The organism is Salinibacterium sp. NYA9b, assembly GCF_976973725.1.
Map to the genome: position 1 here is coordinate 1,056,374 of NZ_OZ333476.1, position 18,146 is coordinate 1,074,519.

An 18,146-nucleotide genomic window follows, 5' to 3' on the forward strand; every position below is an offset into this window, starting at 1 on the left:
GGGTGAATCCTGCTGATCTTTCTGCCACCTTGCTCTCTGTCGTCTCCCGCATTGCGGCTGACCGCGGCACGCCCGATTTGGGCCTGACCGTGAGTGACTTGGTGCTAGAACGACCGCGCAACCGCGATCACGGTGATTGGGCATCCAATATCGCTATGAAGTTGGCGAAGCCGCTGGGTGCCAACCCCCGTGAGCTCGCGACTGAAATCGCCGAGCAGGCGCGTGCGATCGACGGCATCGCCTCGGTAGATGTTGCGGGCCCCGGCTTCATTAACATCACCCTGGATGCCGCTGCCGCGGGTGCGCTCGCGAAGACCATCGTTGAGCAGGGCGAGGCCTACGGTCGCAATGATTCCCTCGCGGGTCAGACCATTAACTTGGAGTTTGTTTCGGCCAACCCCACCGGCCCGTTGCACATTGGTCACACTCGGTGGGCTGCTCTGGGCGATTCGCTTGCGCGCGTGCTCAAGTCCGCTGGTGCTGAACTGGTGAGCGAGTTCTACATCAACGATGCCGGCAACCAGATGGACAACTTTGGGGCATCGATTCTGGCGTCGGCGAAGGGTGAGCCCACTCCGGAGAACGGCTACCCGGGCGCTTATGTTGCCGAGCTCGCTCAGCGAGTGCTCGCCTCGAATCCCGAAATTCTTGAACTCGACCACGATGAAGCCATCGCTGTTGCGCGCGAGCGTGGCTATGAGCTTCAGCTCGGCGAAATCAAGAAGTCGCTCGCGGCGTTCAACGTGCACTTCGATGTCTGGTTCAGCGAGCGTGACCTTCACGCGGTAAAGGACGACGGCAAGAGCGCTATCGATACTGCTGTTGAGCGCTTGCGGGCTCAGGGCCATGTCGCCGACAGTGACGACGCGGTGTGGGTCAAAACCACCGACTTTGGCGACGACAAAGATCGCGTGATCAAGCGCGGCAACGGCATTTACACCTACTTCGCCGCCGATGCGGCCTACTACCTCAGCAAGGGCGACCGTGGCTACGCCCACAAGATCTACCTGCTCGGTGCCGACCACCACGGTTACGTTCACCGTCTCAAGGCGCTCGCGGGCGCTGCCGGTGACGACCCCAACAAAGACATCGAGGTGCTCATCGGGCAACTCGTCAGCATCAACGGTGCTCGCCTCTCGAAGCGTGCCGGCAACATTATCGAGCTCGACGATCTTCGCGAATGGCTCGGAACGGATGCCCTGCGCTACTCGCTCGCGCGCTACCCCGCTGATTCGCCGCTCACCCTTGACCCCGAGATTCTGCAAAAGCGCACGAACGACAACCCCGTCTTCTACGTTCAGTACGCTCACGCGCGCACTCACAGCGTCGCGCGCAATGCGGGGGAGTCGGGAGTGGATCGCAGCGTCTTCGATGCTTCGTTGCTCACGAACGAAACCGAGAGCATCCTTCTCGGCGTTCTTGCTGAGTTCCCGCGCATCGTGGCTCAGGCCGCAGAGTTGCGTGAACCGCACCGCATCGCGCGCTTCGCGGAAGAACTCGCCGGCAGCTACCACCGCTGGTACGACCAGTGCCGCGTCACGCCGATGAACGATGAAGAAGTCACCGACGTTCACCGCACGCGCCTCTGGGTCAACGATGCTGTCGGTCAAGTGCTGCGAAACAGTCTCTGGATGCTCGGAGTCAGCGCCCCGGAGCGGATGTAGCGTCCGTGGCTTCCGACGATCAGCCCACCATTGAGTTGCGCCTCGACGGCGCCGCGGATTCTGCCCCTGAGGCAGCCACCGGCTACGCCGTTGCGAAGCGCAAGCGACGCAGCTGGATTGGTTGGGTTATCGCCGGGGTCATTCTCCTCATCCTGATCGTCGGTGTTGTCCTCGTAGAGACTGTCGGGCGCACCGCAGCGGTCCGCATCGCCCAAGACGAGATTGCCTCGTCGCTCGACTTGGAATCCAGTGAGGGCGTTGCTGTCGATTTAGGCTCGGGCTCGCTGATCCTTCAGGCGCTCACGGGCGGTCTCGCTGTGGTGACGATCGACATCGATCGGTTTGAGGTAAACGGCCTCGAGTCATCCGTGCGGGTCGTTGCTACCGGGGTTCCTGTGGTGTCGTCGCAGCCGATCGACACAGTCTCGATGGATGTCGCGATCACCGGCGCAGAGGTATCGAAGCTTGCGACAACGCTGAGCGGTACCGGGCTCGACTCGATTGAACTCGAAGGCAGCGCCATCCGGGTATCGACGGTCTTTAAGCTCCTGTTCTTTGAGATCCCCGTTGCCCTCGATCTGGTGCCGGTTGCCGCGGGGGACTCGATCGCCTTCGAACCAGAATCGGTCATCTTGGGCGACGAGCAGATTTCGGTTGCCGATTTGCGACAGAATCCGCTCGTTTCGGGTCTGGCGGGCAGCCTGCTCAGCTCTCAAGAGTTCTGCGTTGCGTCCTCGTTGCCGACGGCGCTGACGATCGATTCGGTTGCGGTAGCCAACGACAACCTGGTCATCCAACTCAATGCTGATGGCATCGCGCTCGATGATGCCGCGTGGAAGCAATACGGCACGTGTCCAGCGCCGTAACCCGATTCAACGCTAGCGGCGCCAGCCGTTAGAGTGGTCAGCATCCCCAACGCCCGTGCGGACACAATCCGCCGTTTTCCGTCTACATCTCTGTGAGGTGCGACTGTGTTCGCGAACCCGCTGGCGCCCGAGTGGCTCGAAGCTCCTGCCGAAGCAAATTCTTTGCCGTCGACCGTCTGGTCACGCACTGCAGCGCGCGCTGCAAACGGTGAATTGACGATTGCTGGCGTTACCGCTGGCGATCTCGTCTCCCGCTTCGGCACCCCCGTGTACGTCGTCGACGAAGCGGATGCCATTGCTCGCGCGACCGAGATCAAGGCCGCCTTCGATACCGAGTTCGCTCGCATTGGCTCCGCAGCCAAGGTGTATTACGCGGGCAAGGCGTTCCTGTGCACAGAGGTGGTTCGCTGGATGACGGCCGCCGGCCTCAACATCGATGTCGCCAGCGCTGGTGAGATGGCGGTTGCACTCGCGGCCGGCGTCGATGCGTCGCGTTTGGGATTCCACGGCAACAACAAAAGTCTTTCCGAGATCGACCGTGCCGTGCGCGCGGGCATCGGCCCCATCGTTATCGACAGCGTCGTCGAAATCGGTCGGGTTGCTGAAGCCGCCACACGGCACGGTCGAACCCAGCGGGTGCGTTTGCGCATCAACAGCGGGGTTCACGCATCGACCCACGAGTACTTGGCGACGGCGCGGGAGGACCAGAAGTTTGGTGTCCCGCTCGCTGAGGCTGAAGCGCTTGTGGAGCAGATCCGCTCGCATCCTTCGTTGGATTTTGTGGGAATCCATTCGCATATTGGTTCGCAAATTTTTGATACGGCGGGCTTTGCTGAGGCGGCACGTCGTTTGCTTGAGTTGCATGCGCGTTTGTCGGTGGTTGCTCCGGTGCCCGAGCTCAATTTGGGTGGCGGTTTTGGCATCGCGTATACCTCGGTTGATCAGGCTTTGCCGGTGGCTGAGCTTGCTGCGTCGCTGGCTACGATTGTTGAGGCTGAGTGCGCTCGGCTCGAGATCCCGGTGCCGATCATTGCGATTGAGCCCGGCCGGTCGATCATTGGCCCGTCGACAACCACGCTGTACACAGTGGGCACGATTAAGGATGTGCTCGTTGATGGCGTCGCCGTGCGCAAGTACGTCAGCGTTGATGGCGGCATGAGCGACAACATTCGCCCCGCTCTTTATGAGGCCGACTATTCGGCTCGCATCGCCAATCGGGTTTCGGATGCTGCCCCTGAGCTTGCACGCATTGTGGGCAAGCACTGTGAGGCCGGCGACATTGTGGTGCGCGCCGAATATGTGCCCGGTGACGTTGCGATCGATGATGTGATTGCCGTGCCTGCGACCGGTGCCTACGGTTGGGCGATGTCCAACAACTACAACTATCTTGCGCGCCCGCCCGTCGTTGCGGTGCGCGATGGCCACGCCCGCATCATTGTGCGCGGCGAAACCGAAGACGACCTACTCAGCCGCGACGCGGGAATTAAACCATCGGGAGACTCTGAATGATCGAATACCGCAACCTTCGCGTCGCAGTTTTGGGCGGAGGGAGTGTCGGATCGCAGGTCACCGCACTGTTGCTTGAACACGCTGATGAACTCGCTGCCCGTGCCGGAGCCGGACTCGAAGTCGTTGGCGTCGCCGTTCGTGACCTCGACGCTCCCCGCGACACCAGCATCCCGAAAGAACTTCTGACGACCGATGCAGAGTCGCTCATCGTCGGAGCGGACATCGTGATTGAGCTGATTGGTGGCCTCGAGCCCGCGCGCACCTGGATCCTCAAGGCTCTGCACTCGGGCGCCGACGTCATCACCGCCAACAAGGCGCTTCTTGCTCACCACGGAGCTGAACTCTTCGAAGAGGCCGCCCAGGTCGGCGCGCAGCTTTACTACGAAGCTGCCGTTGCTGGCGCGATCCCCATCATTCGTCCACTGCGCGACAGCCTCGCTGGCGACCGCGTCAAGCGCATCCTCGGCATCGTCAACGGCACCACGAACTACATTCTTGACCGCATGGATGCCACGGGCGACAGCTTCGACGACGCCCTCGCCGAGGCGACTCGACTGGGGTATGCCGAAGCCGACCCCACGGCAGATATCGAAGGCTATGACGCCGCCCAGAAAGCATCCCTGCTCTCGAGCCTCGCGTTCCACACTCGCGTTCCGCTGGAATCGGTTTACCGTGAGGGAATCACGGGCGTCACCGCCGAGCAGGTCGTTGCGGCTCGCAAGGCTGGCTATGTCGTCAAACTGCTGGCCATTTGCGAACGCATCCTCAACGCTGACGGCACCACCGCTGGTGTCAGCTCTCGCGTGCATCCCGCGCTTGTTCCGCTGACTCACCCGCTCGCTGCGGTGCATGGCGCGAACAACGCTGTGTTTGTTGAGGCCGAAGCTGCGGGCAGCCTCATGTTCTATGGCGCTGGTGCTGGCGGAATCGAAACAGCATCCGCTGTTCTCGGTGACGTCGTATCTGCTGCTCGCCGCCACGTCATTGGTGGCCCTGGCGTTGCCGAGTCGACGCACGCTAACCTGCCCATTTTGCCGATCTCTCGCGTCACGACGCGCTACCAGATCACCTTGACGGTGGTTGATGAGCCCGGTGTGCTCGCCACAATTGCTGCTGTCTTTAGCGACAACGGTGTCTCTGTCGAGGCGGTTAATCAGACTGTCGGCGCGGTAACTGAGGGAGTGCCGAGCGCTACCCTTATTACGGTTACGCACGAAGCGACCGATGAATCGCTAGCCGCCACGGTGGCAGCACTGACCGAGAACTCGGTTGTGCGCGATGTTGTGTCTGTGTTGAGAGTCGAAGGACTGTAGCCAATGGGCAGTGAATTCAAGAACCAGCAGCGGGAAAGTCTTCTTCACGAGCACGCCGACCGTCTCGGTGTGACAACGGCGGCCCCGAAGGCACAGCTCAGCGACGTCAGTGCCCGTTTTCTGGGGCTGGCGAAGGCATGACCTCGCTGGTCGGTCGCAGTGTCGTCGTGCGTGTGCCGGCGACTTCGGCCAACCTTGGCCCGGGGTTCGACACGCTTGGGCTTGCGCTGTCGCATTATGACGAGCTGATCGTCACTGCGGTCGACGGCGCGGGCGTCACGATTGATGTCACGGGTGTTGGCGCCGGAATCGTCGCGACCGATGAGTCAAACCTCGTCATTCAGGCGATCCAGCACTGCTTTACTCACTTCGGGCAGACCATGCCGGCACTGCACGTGTCGGCGACCAATGTCATCCCGCACGGTGGGGGACTTGGTTCGTCTGCTGCGGCAATCGTTTCGGGCGTCATGGCGGCCAAGGGGCTGCTTGAGGGCATCGTCGAGATGGATGCCGCAATCCTCCTCGTGCTCGCCACAGAACTTGAGGGGCACCCCGATAACGTCGCGCCTGCACTCTTGGGTGGGCTCACGATCGCGTGGACCACCGACTCGGGGCCGCAGGCCAAGAAGCTGATGGTGCACCGTGGAGTGTCACCTCTTGTTCTCGTGCCCGACTTCCGGGTCTCGACGGCGCATGCGCGCAGTTTGCAACCGGATGCCGTGCCCTACGCCGACGCTGTCTACAACGTCTCGCGGGCTGCGCTCCTCATTGCGGCACTCACGCAGAGCCCTGAAGTGTTGCTCGAAGCCACCGGCGATCGCCTGCATCAGGACTACCGCGCTGCAGCGATGCCGCAGACCACAGAGCTGATCCGGATGCTGCGCTCGCACGGCCATGCTGCGGTTGTTTCCGGTGCCGGGCCCTCGGTTCTGGTGCTGGCTGACGACCCCGCGAGGCGTCTCGAGGCCGCGGCTCTCGTGCAGGAGCACGCCGCAACGCCGTGGGAAAGCCTCCTCTTAGCCGTGGACTTCAAAGGTGCTACAGTGAATGAGCACCAGGTAGAAGCTTCGGCGTAGTCGTAGCCTCCCGGTCGCACTTCACCCGTCGTATCCCCGAATTTAGATTCCTGCGCATCCGCGCAGACATCGGTGAGCGACTAGCTCTCCACCAAGGAAATCAATCTTGGCTGGGGAAAGGAACCCCAAGTAGTGACTGACGTCAACAACCACGCATCAAGCGTGGATTCCCGTGCCGCGCTGAGCGCGTTGCGACTGCCCGAGCTTCAAGCTATGGCAGCCGAACGCGGCATCACCGGTACTTCCAAACTTCGCAAAGGAGATCTCGTGGACGCAATTAACGAGAAGAACAACAGCAACACCGCATCAACCCCACCCGCAGAGGCTGCAGCAGCTCCGGTCCGCAAGCGCGCTTCGCGCCGTGTCACGAGCACTGACGGTGCCGCCATCGCTGGTACCGAAAGCCCCGCTGGCGCTCCTCAGGTAGACAAGAGCGCTTCATCGTCGAAGGATTCAGCTGCTCAGGCACCTGCCGCCGACAGTGCAGCAGACAAGCCGAAGACGGCTCCTCGCAAGAAGAAGACTGACGCTGCAGTTGCTCCTGAATCGGATGCCGCAGCCAGCACCACCGCATCCACCAGCGCAGCAGCATCCACCGATGCTCCCGCAGCCGATGCAGCTCCTAAGCGCAACCGTCGCAGCTCCAGCCGTAGCGCTGCAGCAGCGGACGCTTCGAGCGACGACAGCGCAGCTTCGGCCGACGCAACGTCGACCGACAACGACACCAAGGCTGCCAAGGGCGGCAACAAGAACGACAACCGTAAGAGCGACAACAAGGGTGACAAGGGCAGCAACAACGCCGACAACTCTGACAAGAACTCCGACGACAAGAACAACAGCGCTGACAAGAACAGCAACGCTGACAAGAACAGCAACGCTGACAAGAACAACGGTTCTGACAGCAACGACGACAACGACTCCGACAATGAGTCGGGTTCGGGCCGTAACCGCAACCGCAACCGCAGCCGCAATGGCAGCAGCCAAAACGGTGAGGGTTCGGGCCGTCAGAACAACAACCGCCGCCAGAACAACAATGGCGATGGCAACAACGCTGAGGGCAACAACGGCGGAAACCGCAATGGCAACAACGGCGGAAACAGCCGCAACAACGATGACTCGCGCGGCGGTGACGTTGACTCCGAGCGCGGTGGACGCGGTCGTTACCGTGACCGCAAGCGTGGCCGTGGAAACATGGGCGACGACTTCGAGCCCGAGATCACCGACGATGACGTACTGATTCCGGTTGCCGGCATCCTCGACGTTCTCGACAACTACGCTTTCGTGCGCACCACTGGTTACCTTCCCGGTAACAGTGACGTGTACGTGTCGCTTGGCCAGGTCAAGAAGTACAACCTCCGCAAGGGTGACGCCGTTGTTGGCGCTATTCGCCAGCCGCGTGAGGGCGACAACAGCCAGGGCCGCCAGAAGTACAACGCGATCGTGCGCATCGACTCGATCAACGGTCTTCCCGTTGAAGAGGCGGCGAACCGTGTTGAATTCGGCAAGCTCACCCCGCTCTATCCGCAGGATCGTCTGCGTCTCGAGACTGAGCCGTCGATGCTGTCGACGCGCATGATCGACCTTGCTGCTCCGATCGGCAAGGGCCAGCGCGGACTGATCGTCTCGCCGCCTAAGGCAGGCAAGACGCAGATTCTTCAGGCCATCGCAAACGCGATCTCCAAGAACAACCCCGAGGTTCACCTCATGGTCGTTCTCGTTGACGAGCGCCCAGAAGAAGTTACGGACATGCAGCGCACTGTCAAGGGCGAAGTTATTGCTTCGACCTTCGACCGTCCCGCTGAAGACCACACCACGGTTGCCGAATTGGCTATCGAGCGCGCTAAGCGTCTCGTCGAGCTCGGTCACGACGTAGTCGTACTGCTCGACTCGATCACGCGCCTCGGTCGTGCCTACAACCTGACTGCACCGGCCTCAGGCCGCGTTCTTTCCGGTGGCGTCGACTCCGCAGCGCTGTACCCGCCGAAGCGTTTCTTCGGTGCGGCTCGCAACGTTGAAGAGGGCGGCTCGCTCACCATCATCGCTACCGCGCTCGTCGAGACCGGTTCGAAGATGGACGAGGTTATCTTCGAAGAGTTCAAGGGCACCGGCAACATGGAACTGCGTCTGTCGCGCCAGCTGGCTGACAAGCGCATCTTCCCCGCGGTCGACTTCAATGCATCCGGAACACGTCGCGAAGAGATGCTTCTCGGTGCCGACGAAGTCAAGGTCACTTGGAACTTGCGTCGCGCCCTTGCTGGTCTCGACCAGCAGGCTGCGCTCGAGATCGTGTTGAATAAGCTGAAGGAGACGCAGTCGAACGTTGAGTTCCTCATGCAGATCCAGAAGTCACTTCCTTCCACTAACGGCACAAAAGAGGACTAACTATGTTCGAGTCAGTACAGTCGCTGCTGACCGAGCATGGGGAGCTCGAAGGTCAGCTAGCTGACCCCGAGCTCCACTCAGACCCGGTCCGCTCGAAGAAAGTCAACCGACGTTACGCCGAGTTGTCGCGCATTGTTGCGGCGTACCATAACTGGCGTCAGTTGACGGATGACCTTGCGGCAGCCACCGAAATGGCTGACGAAGATGAGTCGTTCGCTGCAGAGATCCCCGGGCTCACCGAGACTCTCGAGGCTGCTCAAGAGAAGCTTCGTCGCATTCTGATTCCGCGTGACCCCAACGATTCCCGTGACGTGATCATGGAAATCAAGATGGGGGAGGGCGGCGCCGAATCGGCGCTCTTCGCTGGCGACCTGCTGCGCATGTACTTGCACTATGCAGAGTCAAAGAAGTGGAAGACAGAGATCATCGAGCAGACCTCGAGCGACCTCGGTGGCATCAAAGATGTTCAGTTGGCTGTCAAGGGCAACTCGAGCGATCCCGCTGAGGGCGTCTGGGCGCACTTGAAGTACGAGGGGGGAGTGCACCGCGTTCAGCGTGTGCCCGCCACTGAGTCTCAAGGTCGCATCCACACCTCCGCTGCTGGTGTGCTCGTGTTCCCTGAGGTTGACGAGCCTGAAGAGGTGGAGATCAGCCAGAACGATCTCAAGATCGATGTTTACCGTTCCTCGGGTCCCGGTGGCCAGTCGGTGAACACCACTGACTCCGCTGTTCGTATTACTCACCTTCCGACCGGTATCGTCGTGGCTATGCAGAACGAGAAATCGCAACTGCAAAACCGCGAAGCCGGTATGCGAGTGCTGCGCGCGCGCATCTTGGCTCGTTATCAAGAAGAAGCGGATGCCGAGGCGAGCGAGTACCGCAAGAGCCAGATCCGCACGATGGATCGCTCCGAGCGCATTCGCACGTATAACTTCCCTGAGAACCGGATTGCGGATCACCGCACCGGATATAAGGCCTACAACCTTGATCAGGCGATCAACGGCGCGCTCGAGCCTGTCATCCAGTCGTGCATCATGGCTGATGAAGAGGCACGATTGGCCGCTGTAGGAAACGACTCCTGAGCGAGGCAGTGACTGCCGAGCACAACATCAGTGTCGCTGACCTTGTAGGCAGCGGCACTGAGTCGTTGAGTGCTGCGGGAGTTCCTTCTCCTGGCGTTGATGCTGAGCTGCTGGTTGCGCATGTGCTCGAGTTGAGCCGTGGCGAGTTGCGGGTTCGCCTGGTCACCGGTGCGCTGGTGTCGGCTGCGGCAGAAGCTACCGTTCGCGAACTCGTTGTCCGCCGTGCTGCGCGCGAGCCGTTGCAGCACATCACGGGCATCGCGCCCTTCCGCAATCTCGAATTGCGCGTTGGTCCCGGCGTCTTTGTGCCGCGGCCCGAAACGGAAACTGTCGTGCAGTTCGCGATCGATGCCCTCAACGCGAGCGCAACTCCCGAGCCGATCGGTGTCGATCTCGGCACCGGCAGCGGCGCGATTGCGCTCTCGATGGCCACCGAGGTGCCGCGCGCTCGTATTTATGCGGTCGAGCTGTCACCGGACGCGATGCCGTACACAAGCGAGAATTTTCGTCGCTATGGCGCAGACAATGCGACACTCATCAACGCCGACTTGGGGGACGCTTTCCCTGAACTCGACGGCACCGTTGACGTGGTCATTTCGAACCCGCCTTACATTCCCGCGGCCGCAATCCCGCGCGATATCGAAGTGCAACTCCACGACCCCGCTCTGGCGCTCTACGGCGGAGAAGACGGCATGGATGTCGTACGCCGCGTCTCAACGACGGCTCGCCGTCTGTTGCACCAGGGCGGCACTCTCGTGCTCGAGCACGGCGAAGAGCAAGCTCCGGCATTGGCCGCGCTGCTCACGGCGGACGGCTGGAACGCCGTAGCTCACCACAAAGACCTCCTCGGCCGCGACCGCGCCACTACAGCGCTGCTGTAACCGACCGCGGCTCGCAGACGCAGCCGTTCGGGCTCTAAACCAAAGGCGCTCTAGGTGCGACCGGCCGCAAACTCTTCAATCGCCTGGTGCAGTTCTGCTCCGCTGCGAAAATGGTGGCCGGTGATGCCGAGAGATTCGGCGCCCGCAATATTCTCGGCCATATCGTCAGCGAAGAACGCGTTGTGGGCATCCACGCCATAGGCCTTCAGGGTTCGCTCGAACACGACCGGATCCGGCTTGCGAGCACCGTAGAAGCTCGACGTGCGCAAGTGGGTGCCGAAAATATCCACGAGCTCGGGGGCGACCACGGGCAGGTTGTCTCCGAGCAGTGACCCGTTGTTGGTGAGCAGGGTCGCCTGACCCAGTTCTGACGCGCGTCGGGCGGCCGCGAGCGAATCAGGCCAGGCCGTCATCGCAGTGGACCGAATCTCTAGCCAGCGCTCGACATCCACGCTCCGCCCGATCGCTTCTTCAAAGGCCGCGAGGTACTCTTCGCCGGTCGGATACAGGCCTGCTTCGGCACCAAATTCGCCATCGTCGTGCCACCACAGGCGCCGCAATTCGAGAAAACTACGGCCGGTCAGCTCGCTGAGAGCGGCCATTCGTGCACGCCAGTCGTACTCATAGAGCACGTCATCCATGTCAAAGATGAAAAGCAGCGTCATTGTTGGCCATCGCTATCTGTTAGTCGTGATCAGTCTTTCACTGTTTCGCCCGGTACCATGTTGGGGACATGGATGACCTTTTTGATTGTGCCGACGAAGCACAGCTCCTGACCGGCATGCGACTCGCTCGCGTGGCTATTGGCCGCGGCGATCTCGTCGTGATCCCCACTGACACTGTTTACGGGGTGGCTGCTGATGCATTCCAGCCCGAGGCGGTGCAGAAGCTGATTGATGCCAAGGGGCGCACAAGGCAGTCGCCTCCACCGGTGCTGATCCCGGGCATCCCGACCCTGGATGCGCTTGCCGCTCAGGTTCCTGACGAAGTGCGCACTCTGGTCGCCGAGTTTTGGCCCGGTGGCCTCACGATCATTCTTCCGGCGCAGCCTTCGCTGATCTGGGATCTGGGCGAGACCCAGGGCACGGTTGCTTTGCGCATGCCATCAAGCCGTATTGCTCTCGAACTGCTGTCGGAGACGGGCCCGCTTGCGGTCTCGAGCGCCAACAGCACGGGTCTGCCGGCGGCACGCTCGGCGGCGGCGGCAAAAGAGATGCTGGGGGAGTCGGTTTCGGTGTACCTCGACGATGGCGAGGGTGGCGAACTCGCTTCCACGATTGTGGATGCGACGGGGTTGCTTGTCGACGGCGGCAAGTTGCGTATCGTGCGTGAGGGCGTCATTTCGGCCGACGCCATTCGCGAGCTGATCGGGGCCGATCGGTGCGAATAGTTTTTTACTTCCTCATTGCGGGTATCGCCGCAATGGTCACCTACGGCCTCGCGCTGTTGGTGCTCAAGCTGAGCCTCAAGTACAAGTTGTATCCGCAGGTTCGCCAGCGTGACGTCCACACGACGCCCACACCGCGCTTGGGCGGAGTTGCGATGTTCATTGGCATCGTTGTGGCATTTGCTGTTGCGTCCTCGCTGGGCAATTTCTCGCTGATCTTCAACGAGCCGGGCAAGGTTTTCGGTCTCCTCGGCGCAGCGCTCATTATCGTCGTTATTGGTGTCGCCGATGATGTGTGGGACCTTGACTGGTTGACCAAACTGGCCGGGCAGATCATCGCGGCCGGTGTTCTCGCGTGGCAGGGAGTCCAGCTCTCGACGCTGCCGATCGGTGGGCAAACCATCGTCTCGCCCTATGTGTCGCTGATCCTCACCATCTTCGCCGTCGTGCTCGTGATGAACGCCGTCAACTTCATTGATGGTCTTGATGGTCTCGTCGCCGGGGTGGCGGTCATCGCCAACAGCGTCTTCTTCATCTACGCGTACCTCTTGCAGGGCCAAGCGCAGACGGAATACTTCAACTTGGCGTCCCTCACAACCGCGATCTTGATCGGTGCGTGCGTCGGGTTCCTGCCCATCAACTTCCATCCCGCGAAGATGTTCATGGGCGATGCTGGGGCGCTGCTGGTTGGCCTTCTCATGGCGGCATCCGCCATTTCGGTCACCGGTCAAGTGGATGCTGGCTATCTGGCTCAGCCAGACAAGTTCACCCTTGATTTCTTGCCGGCCTTCATCCCCATCCTGTTGCCCATCGCAGTGCTCATCATCCCGTTGCTTGACTTCGGGATGGCGGTCACCCGTCGTCTTCGCGCTGGCAAGTCTCCCTTCACGGCGGACCGCAAACATCTGCACCACCGTCTGCTGGACATGGGCCACTCCCACCTGCACGCTGTTCTCATCCTCTACAGCTGGACGTTTGTGGCCTCGGTCGGCGTTCTCGCCTTCACGTTCGTGCCGTGGCGGTGGGCGGCGCTCATGTTCGTCGTCGGCCTCGCTGGCTGTGCTGCTCTCACGCTGGCGCCTCTCAGTCGACGCAAGTCGCGTGAGGCTGCTGCCCAGCGCCTCGCGGCCGAGCAAGAATCTCTCGACGATGCACGATATGACGGTCTGGATGCCGCCTCCAACGACAGCTCGACCCAGCACAAGACAAAGGAACCCACCGAATGAAGTCCTCCGCAATTCTCGGCCGCGCGATCGCCTACGGGGCAATCTTGACCGTCAGCATCGCTGTGGTCGGCTCCATCGTGGGGTACCTCGTCGCAGACACCTCCGGGCTGATCAGTGCTTTGACCGGCGCTGGACTCACCGCCCTCTTTATGGCGCTTACTGCCGGCACCATTGTGATCGCGTCGCGGGCAACCGGGGGCGATTCATCGAGCACCATTTTCTTCGCCATCGTTCTGGGCGCGTGGCTGATCAAGTTTGTCCTGTTCATCGCCATCTTGGTTGTGCTGCGCGGCCAGCCGTTCTTGGAGCCTGTCGTATTCTTCTTCTCGATCCTCGCGGCGGTGCTCGGTAGCCTCATCGTCGATGTGCTGGCGTTCGTTCGGGCGCGCGAAAGTTACGTGCCCGGAGTGCAGTTGCCAGGTGAAGATACCTCGACGTCAAACTAATCTGGCGGATTCGCCCGCAGATTCGTCGTGAGCGTAATTCTCTTGATAGAGTTAGTTCCTGTTACAACCCCCCAATTTTCATCGCCGCGTAGTTACACGCCCCGATTCTGGAGACAGCGCTGTTATATAACGCTCTCGCGCTCTTAGCGCCCTTTGCCACCGATGACGGATCAGGCGATGGGGGCTTTCATGGCCCGTCGCTCATTGAATTTGTCCCGCCCGGGTTTCTATTCGTAGACACCCCCTTCGAAATCAACAGACTCATGTTGGTCCGCTTCATCGCGGTCGCCGTGCTGATTCTGTTGTTCTGGGTCGGCACCCGTCGCATGCGGATGATTCCGGGTCGCGGCCAAAGCATCCTCGAGATGGCTGTTGGTTTCGTTCAGTCCAACATCGCGGATGGCGCGCTGGGCAAGGAAGACGGCAAGCGGTTCATGCCGTTGCTCGCCACGATGTTCTTCATGGTGCTAGCGATGAACCTCACGGGTATTGTCCCTGGGCTCAATGTCGCCGGTACAGCCGTAATCGGTGTCCCACTCGTTCTCGCTCTTGTTGCCTACGTCGTTTTCATCTACGCCGGTATCAAGAAGCAGGGCATCACCTTCTTCAAGGCGTCGCTCTTTCCCGCCGGTGTGCCGTGGCCGCTCTACTTCATCGTTACTCCGATTGAGTTCGTTTCTACGTTCATCCTTCGTCCGGTAACTCTCGCACTGCGACTCCTGATGAACATGATCGCGGGTCACATGCTTCTCGTGCTGTGCTTCTCGGCAACGCACTTCTTCTTGTTCACTGCTGGTGGCCTCTTCGGTCTCTTCAGCATTGGAACCCTCGCCTTTGGCTTCATCTTCACAATCTTCGAACTCCTTGTTGCGGTACTTCAGGCTTATGTCTTCACATTCCTGACCGCCGTATACATCCAGCTCGCGCTGGTCGAAGAGCACTAGACCGATCCCGGCACTCGCCTGGATTAGAAAACCACGGAAGGAAACACAAATGAACGTCGCAGAGCTGACTGGAAACATTGCACCCCTCGCATTCGGTGTTGCAACCATAGGACCCGCAATCGGTGTAGGCATCGTTGTGGGCAAGACCGTTGAGTCCGTTGCACGCCAACCAGAACTTCAGGGTCGCCTCACGGGCCTCATGTTCCTCGGTATTGCATTCACCGAGGCGCTCGCGTTCATCGCGATCGCAGTTGCATTCATCCCGTTCCCCGGCTAATTACTAACAACTGATTGAGGAGGCTGGGATGCTTAGCGCACTACTGGCTGCTGCAGAAGAAACTGAGGGTGATGTAATCAACCCGCTTCTTCCTGCGGACTACGACATTATTTGGTCAGCGGTTTGTTTCGCTATCATCTTGTTCTTCTTCTGGAAGAAGTTCCTTCCTGCACTGACGAAGACGCTTGATGCTCGCGCTGATGCCATCGAAGGTGGCATCAAGAAGGCTGAGATCGCTCAGGCTGAAGCCGCTGAAGCTCTTGAGCAGTACAAGACGCAACTCGCCGAGGGGCGTGCCGAGGCCGCGAAGATTCGCGAACAGGCACGACTTGAGGGCACCGAGATCGTCAACGAGCTCAAAGAGCAGGCAACGGTTGAGGCTGCTCGCATCACTGCGAACGCCCAAGCCACGATCGAAGCAGAGCGCCAAGCAGCTCTCGTCTCGCTCCGCAGCGAAGTTGGCTCAATGGCCATCGACCTCGCATCGGGCGTTATCGGGCAGAGCTTGACGGACGACAAGAAGTCCTCCGCACTCGTCGACCAGTTCCTGGCTGACCTTGAGGCTTCAGAGAAGGCGAAGGCGAAGAAGTAATGGGATCAGCTACGAGAGAAGCGCTTGTAGCAGCGAAGGATGCTCTGTCATCCGTCACTGTCAAGAACTCTCTGGCCACTGGCGCAGAGCTGTTTGAAGCAGGGCGTGTCGTGGGCGATTCCGCTCAACTGCGCTCCGCTTTGGCCGATCCTGCCGCCGCTGCGAAAGACAAGGCCGCCATTGTCGGTTCGGTTTTCTCGTCGCTGAGCGCGTCAGCGCGCACCGTACTTTCAGCCATCGTGAGTGTTCGTTGGTCGGATGCCGATGACCTGCTCGCAGGAATTGAAGAGATCGGCATTCGCGCAATTGCGAAGTCCGCTCCGGCGAAGCTCTCCATTGATGACGAACTGTTCGCCTTCGGCGACACCGTGTCATCTGATGCTGAGCTAGAACTCGCTGTCGGAAGCAAACTTGGTTCCGCTGCATCGAAGTCGTCATTGGTTCGCGAACTGCTCGCAGGCAAAGCCTCCGATCAGTCAATCGCCATCATCGACCAGCTCGTGCAGCAGCCGCGTGGCCGCCGTATCGGTGAACTCGTCGCAACGGCCGCCGACATCGTGGCCGACCAAGCGGGCGAGTCAGTCGCGACAATTACGACTGCCGCGCCGTTGAAGGCCGCACAGCTCGAACGTCTGCGCGCCGGCCTCACCAAGAACTACGGACGCGAGCTCAAGCTCAACGTTCGTATCGACCCCTCGCTCATCGGTGGGGTACGCGTTCAGATCGGTGACGAAGTCATCGACGGCAGCGTTTCCACCAAGCTCAATGACCTCAGGATCCAACTCGCGGGCTAGCGAGTTAGCAGACCTTTCCACGGAATAGGAAAACACAATGGCAGAACTCAGCATTAGTCCGGACGACATCCGCGACGCGCTCAAGGACTTCGTCAAGGCTTACGAGCCTGGCAAGGCTGCGACGACCGAGACGGGCACCGTCGTAGACGCTGCCGACGGTATCGCACACGTTGACGGCCTCCCCGGCGTCATGGCCAACGAACTCATTCGCTTCGCCGATGGCACCCTGGGCCTCGCTCAGAACCTCGACGAAGACGAGATCGGTGTCGTCATCCTCGGTGAGTTCACCGGCATCGTCGAAGGCATGGAAGTTACTCGCACCGGCGAAGTACTTTCCGCTCCCGTCGGCGACGCCTTCCTCGGTCGTGTGGTTGACCCCCTGGGCGCCCCGATCGATGGTCTCGGCGAGATCAAGGCTGAGGGCCGTCGTGCACTCGAGCTTCAGGCTCCCGGCGTCATGGACCGCAAGAGCGTCCACGAGCCCATGCAGACCGGAATCAAGGCAATTGACGCCATGATCCCGATCGGCCGTGGCCAGCGCCAGCTCATCATTGGTGACCGCCAGACCGGTAAGACGGCCATCGCGATCGACACCATCATCAACCAGAAGCAAAACTGGGAGTCCGGCGACGAGAACAAGCAGGTTCGCTGCATCTACGTTGCTATCGGTCAAAAGGGTTCGACGATTGCTGCCGTCAAGGGCGCACTCGAAGAAGCCGGCGCCATGGAGTACACCACCATCGTGGCCGCTCCCGCATCCGACCCCGCAGGATTCAAGTACCTCGCTCCTTACACCGGTTCGGCCATCGGCCAGCACTGGATGTACGGCGGCAAGCACGTACTGATCATCTTCGATGACCTCTCCAAGCAGGCTGAGGCTTACCGTGCAGTATCGCTGCTCCTGCGTCGTCCGCCAGGGCGTGAGGCTTACCCCGGTGACGTGTTCTACCTGCACTCCCGTCTGCTCGAGCGTTGTGCCAAGCTCTCCGACGAGCTCGGTGCCGGATCGATGACGGGTCTGCCCATCATCGAGACCAAGGCAAACGACGTCGCGGCCTACATCCCGACCAACGTGATCTCGATCACCGACGGCCAGATCTTCCTCCAGTCCGACCTGTTCAACGCCAACCAGCGTCCAGCAGTCGACGTAGGAATCTCGGTTTCGCGTGTGGGTGGAGACGCTCAGGTCAAGTCGATCAAGAAGGTTTCGGGAACGCTGAAGCTCGAGCTCGCTCAGTACCGCTCGCTCGAAGCATTCGCGATGTTCGCATCCGACCTCGACCCCACCAGCCGTCGCCAGCTCGCTCGAGGCGCTCGCCTCACCGAGCTGCTTCGCCAACCGCAGTACTCGCCGTTCCCCGTCGAGAAGCAGGTTGTATCGATCTGGGCCGGCACCAACGGCAAGCTCGATGAGGTTCCTGTCGAAGACATCCTGCGTTTTGAGAGCGAGCTGCACGATTACCTCGCCCGCAACACCAAGGTTCTCGACACCCTTCGCGAGAAGAACGCACTCGATGACCAGCTGATCGCTGACATGGATGCCGGAGTTGAAGCCTTCAAGCTTGGCTTCCAGACGGGTGAGGGCAAGTCCCTCAACTCCGTTGGTTCTGAGCAGTTCGAAGAGATCGCTGAAGAAGACATCGCTCAAGAGAAGATCGTCAAGCAGAAGCGCTGAGCTTCGCACCAGTGATCATCGACCAACACGAC

Annotated in this window: 18 protein-coding genes; 17 read left to right on the forward strand and 1 reads right to left on the reverse strand. The window is 60.6% G+C overall.

Annotation, left to right across the window (positions count from 1 at the left end; genetic code table 11):
• Positions 1–2: 2 nt before the first annotated feature.
• The 9 genes from argS (at position 3) to prmC (ending at position 10,773) form a co-directional block, all read left to right on the forward strand.
• Positions 3–1,664: an arginine--tRNA ligase gene (argS, locus tag ACWFSR_RS05015; protein ID WP_197108957.1), complete on the forward strand. Its 1,662-nt coding sequence runs from the start codon at positions 3–5 to the stop codon at positions 1,662–1,664.
• A 5-nt stretch (positions 1,665–1,669) separates the two neighbouring features.
• The gene (locus ACWFSR_RS05020) at positions 1,670–2,530 is read left to right on the forward strand and encodes an LmeA family phospholipid-binding protein (RefSeq protein WP_447523243.1); all 861 of its coding nucleotides are present in this window, start codon (positions 1,670–1,672) and stop codon (positions 2,528–2,530) included.
• Positions 2,531–2,635: 105 nt separating this feature from the next.
• Entirely contained in the window at positions 2,636–4,039 is a 1,404-nt protein-coding gene (gene lysA, locus ACWFSR_RS05025; protein ID WP_197108956.1) for a diaminopimelate decarboxylase, read from the forward strand.
• The gene (locus ACWFSR_RS05030) at positions 4,036–5,352 is read left to right on the forward strand and encodes a homoserine dehydrogenase (RefSeq protein ID WP_197108955.1); all 1,317 of its coding nucleotides are present in this window, start codon (positions 4,036–4,038) and stop codon (positions 5,350–5,352) included. Before lysA ends, ACWFSR_RS05030 begins: the two co-directional genes overlap by 4 nt.
• Before the next feature lie 3 nt (positions 5,353–5,355).
• On the forward strand, positions 5,356–5,493 hold the full coding sequence (locus tag ACWFSR_RS05035; RefSeq protein WP_197108954.1) for a hypothetical protein: 138 nt from the start codon (positions 5,356–5,358) through the stop codon (positions 5,491–5,493).
• On the forward strand, positions 5,490–6,428 hold the full coding sequence (thrB, locus tag ACWFSR_RS05040) for a homoserine kinase (protein WP_447523244.1): 939 nt from the start codon (positions 5,490–5,492) through the stop codon (positions 6,426–6,428). The genes ACWFSR_RS05035 and thrB overlap by 4 nt, the downstream gene beginning before the upstream one ends.
• A gap of 132 nt (positions 6,429–6,560) precedes the next feature.
• The gene (gene rho / locus ACWFSR_RS05045) at positions 6,561–8,810 is read left to right on the forward strand and encodes a transcription termination factor Rho (RefSeq protein WP_447523245.1); all 2,250 of its coding nucleotides are present in this window, start codon (positions 6,561–6,563) and stop codon (positions 8,808–8,810) included.
• A gap of 2 nt (positions 8,811–8,812) precedes the next feature.
• A complete protein-coding gene (prfA, locus tag ACWFSR_RS05050) occupies positions 8,813–9,892 on the forward strand; it encodes a peptide chain release factor 1 (RefSeq protein ID WP_197108951.1) in 1,080 nt (359 codons plus the stop codon).
• Positions 9,893–9,900: 8 nt separating this feature from the next.
• Complete coding sequence (prmC, locus tag ACWFSR_RS05055; RefSeq protein WP_447523246.1) at positions 9,901–10,773, forward strand: peptide chain release factor N(5)-glutamine methyltransferase; 873 nt, start codon at positions 9,901–9,903, stop codon at positions 10,771–10,773.
• A gap of 50 nt (positions 10,774–10,823) precedes the next feature.
• Here the strand turns inward: prmC and ACWFSR_RS05060 are convergent, their stop codons facing one another.
• Positions 10,824–11,438, reverse strand: a complete 615-nt coding sequence (locus tag ACWFSR_RS05060) for an HAD family hydrolase (protein ID WP_447523247.1) — start codon at positions 11,436–11,438, stop codon at positions 10,824–10,826.
• A 68-nt stretch (positions 11,439–11,506) separates the two neighbouring features.
• Between ACWFSR_RS05060 and ACWFSR_RS05065 the strand changes: the two genes are divergently transcribed.
• From ACWFSR_RS05065 to atpA, 8 genes are all read left to right on the forward strand, one after another.
• Positions 11,507–12,163, forward strand: coding sequence for an L-threonylcarbamoyladenylate synthase (locus tag ACWFSR_RS05065; protein ID WP_197108948.1), 657 nt, complete (start codon positions 11,507–11,509; stop codon positions 12,161–12,163).
• The gene (locus ACWFSR_RS05070) at positions 12,160–13,386 is read left to right on the forward strand and encodes an MraY family glycosyltransferase (RefSeq protein ID WP_307784021.1); all 1,227 of its coding nucleotides are present in this window, start codon (positions 12,160–12,162) and stop codon (positions 13,384–13,386) included. Before ACWFSR_RS05065 ends, ACWFSR_RS05070 begins: the two co-directional genes overlap by 4 nt.
• Positions 13,383–13,832 (forward strand): hypothetical protein, encoded by a 450-nt coding sequence (locus ACWFSR_RS05075; RefSeq protein ID WP_447523248.1) that lies wholly within the window; start codon positions 13,383–13,385, stop codon positions 13,830–13,832. Before ACWFSR_RS05070 ends, ACWFSR_RS05075 begins: the two co-directional genes overlap by 4 nt.
• Before the next feature lie 119 nt (positions 13,833–13,951).
• Positions 13,952–14,776, forward strand: a complete 825-nt coding sequence (gene atpB / locus ACWFSR_RS05080; RefSeq protein WP_231601050.1) for a F0F1 ATP synthase subunit A — start codon at positions 13,952–13,954, stop codon at positions 14,774–14,776.
• A gap of 49 nt (positions 14,777–14,825) precedes the next feature.
• Positions 14,826–15,053, forward strand: a complete 228-nt coding sequence (gene atpE, locus ACWFSR_RS05085) for an ATP synthase F0 subunit C (RefSeq protein WP_197108946.1) — start codon at positions 14,826–14,828, stop codon at positions 15,051–15,053.
• Between the two features lie 28 nt (positions 15,054–15,081).
• Positions 15,082–15,645: a F0F1 ATP synthase subunit B gene (locus tag ACWFSR_RS05090; protein WP_197108945.1), complete on the forward strand. Its 564-nt coding sequence runs from the start codon at positions 15,082–15,084 to the stop codon at positions 15,643–15,645.
• Positions 15,645–16,439 (forward strand): F0F1 ATP synthase subunit delta, encoded by a 795-nt coding sequence (locus tag ACWFSR_RS05095; RefSeq protein WP_197108944.1) that lies wholly within the window; start codon positions 15,645–15,647, stop codon positions 16,437–16,439. The genes ACWFSR_RS05090 and ACWFSR_RS05095 overlap by 1 nt, the downstream gene beginning before the upstream one ends.
• A gap of 37 nt (positions 16,440–16,476) precedes the next feature.
• A complete protein-coding gene (gene atpA, locus ACWFSR_RS05100) occupies positions 16,477–18,114 on the forward strand; it encodes a F0F1 ATP synthase subunit alpha (RefSeq protein WP_197108943.1) in 1,638 nt (545 codons plus the stop codon).
• Positions 18,115–18,146: the final 32 nt, after the last annotated feature.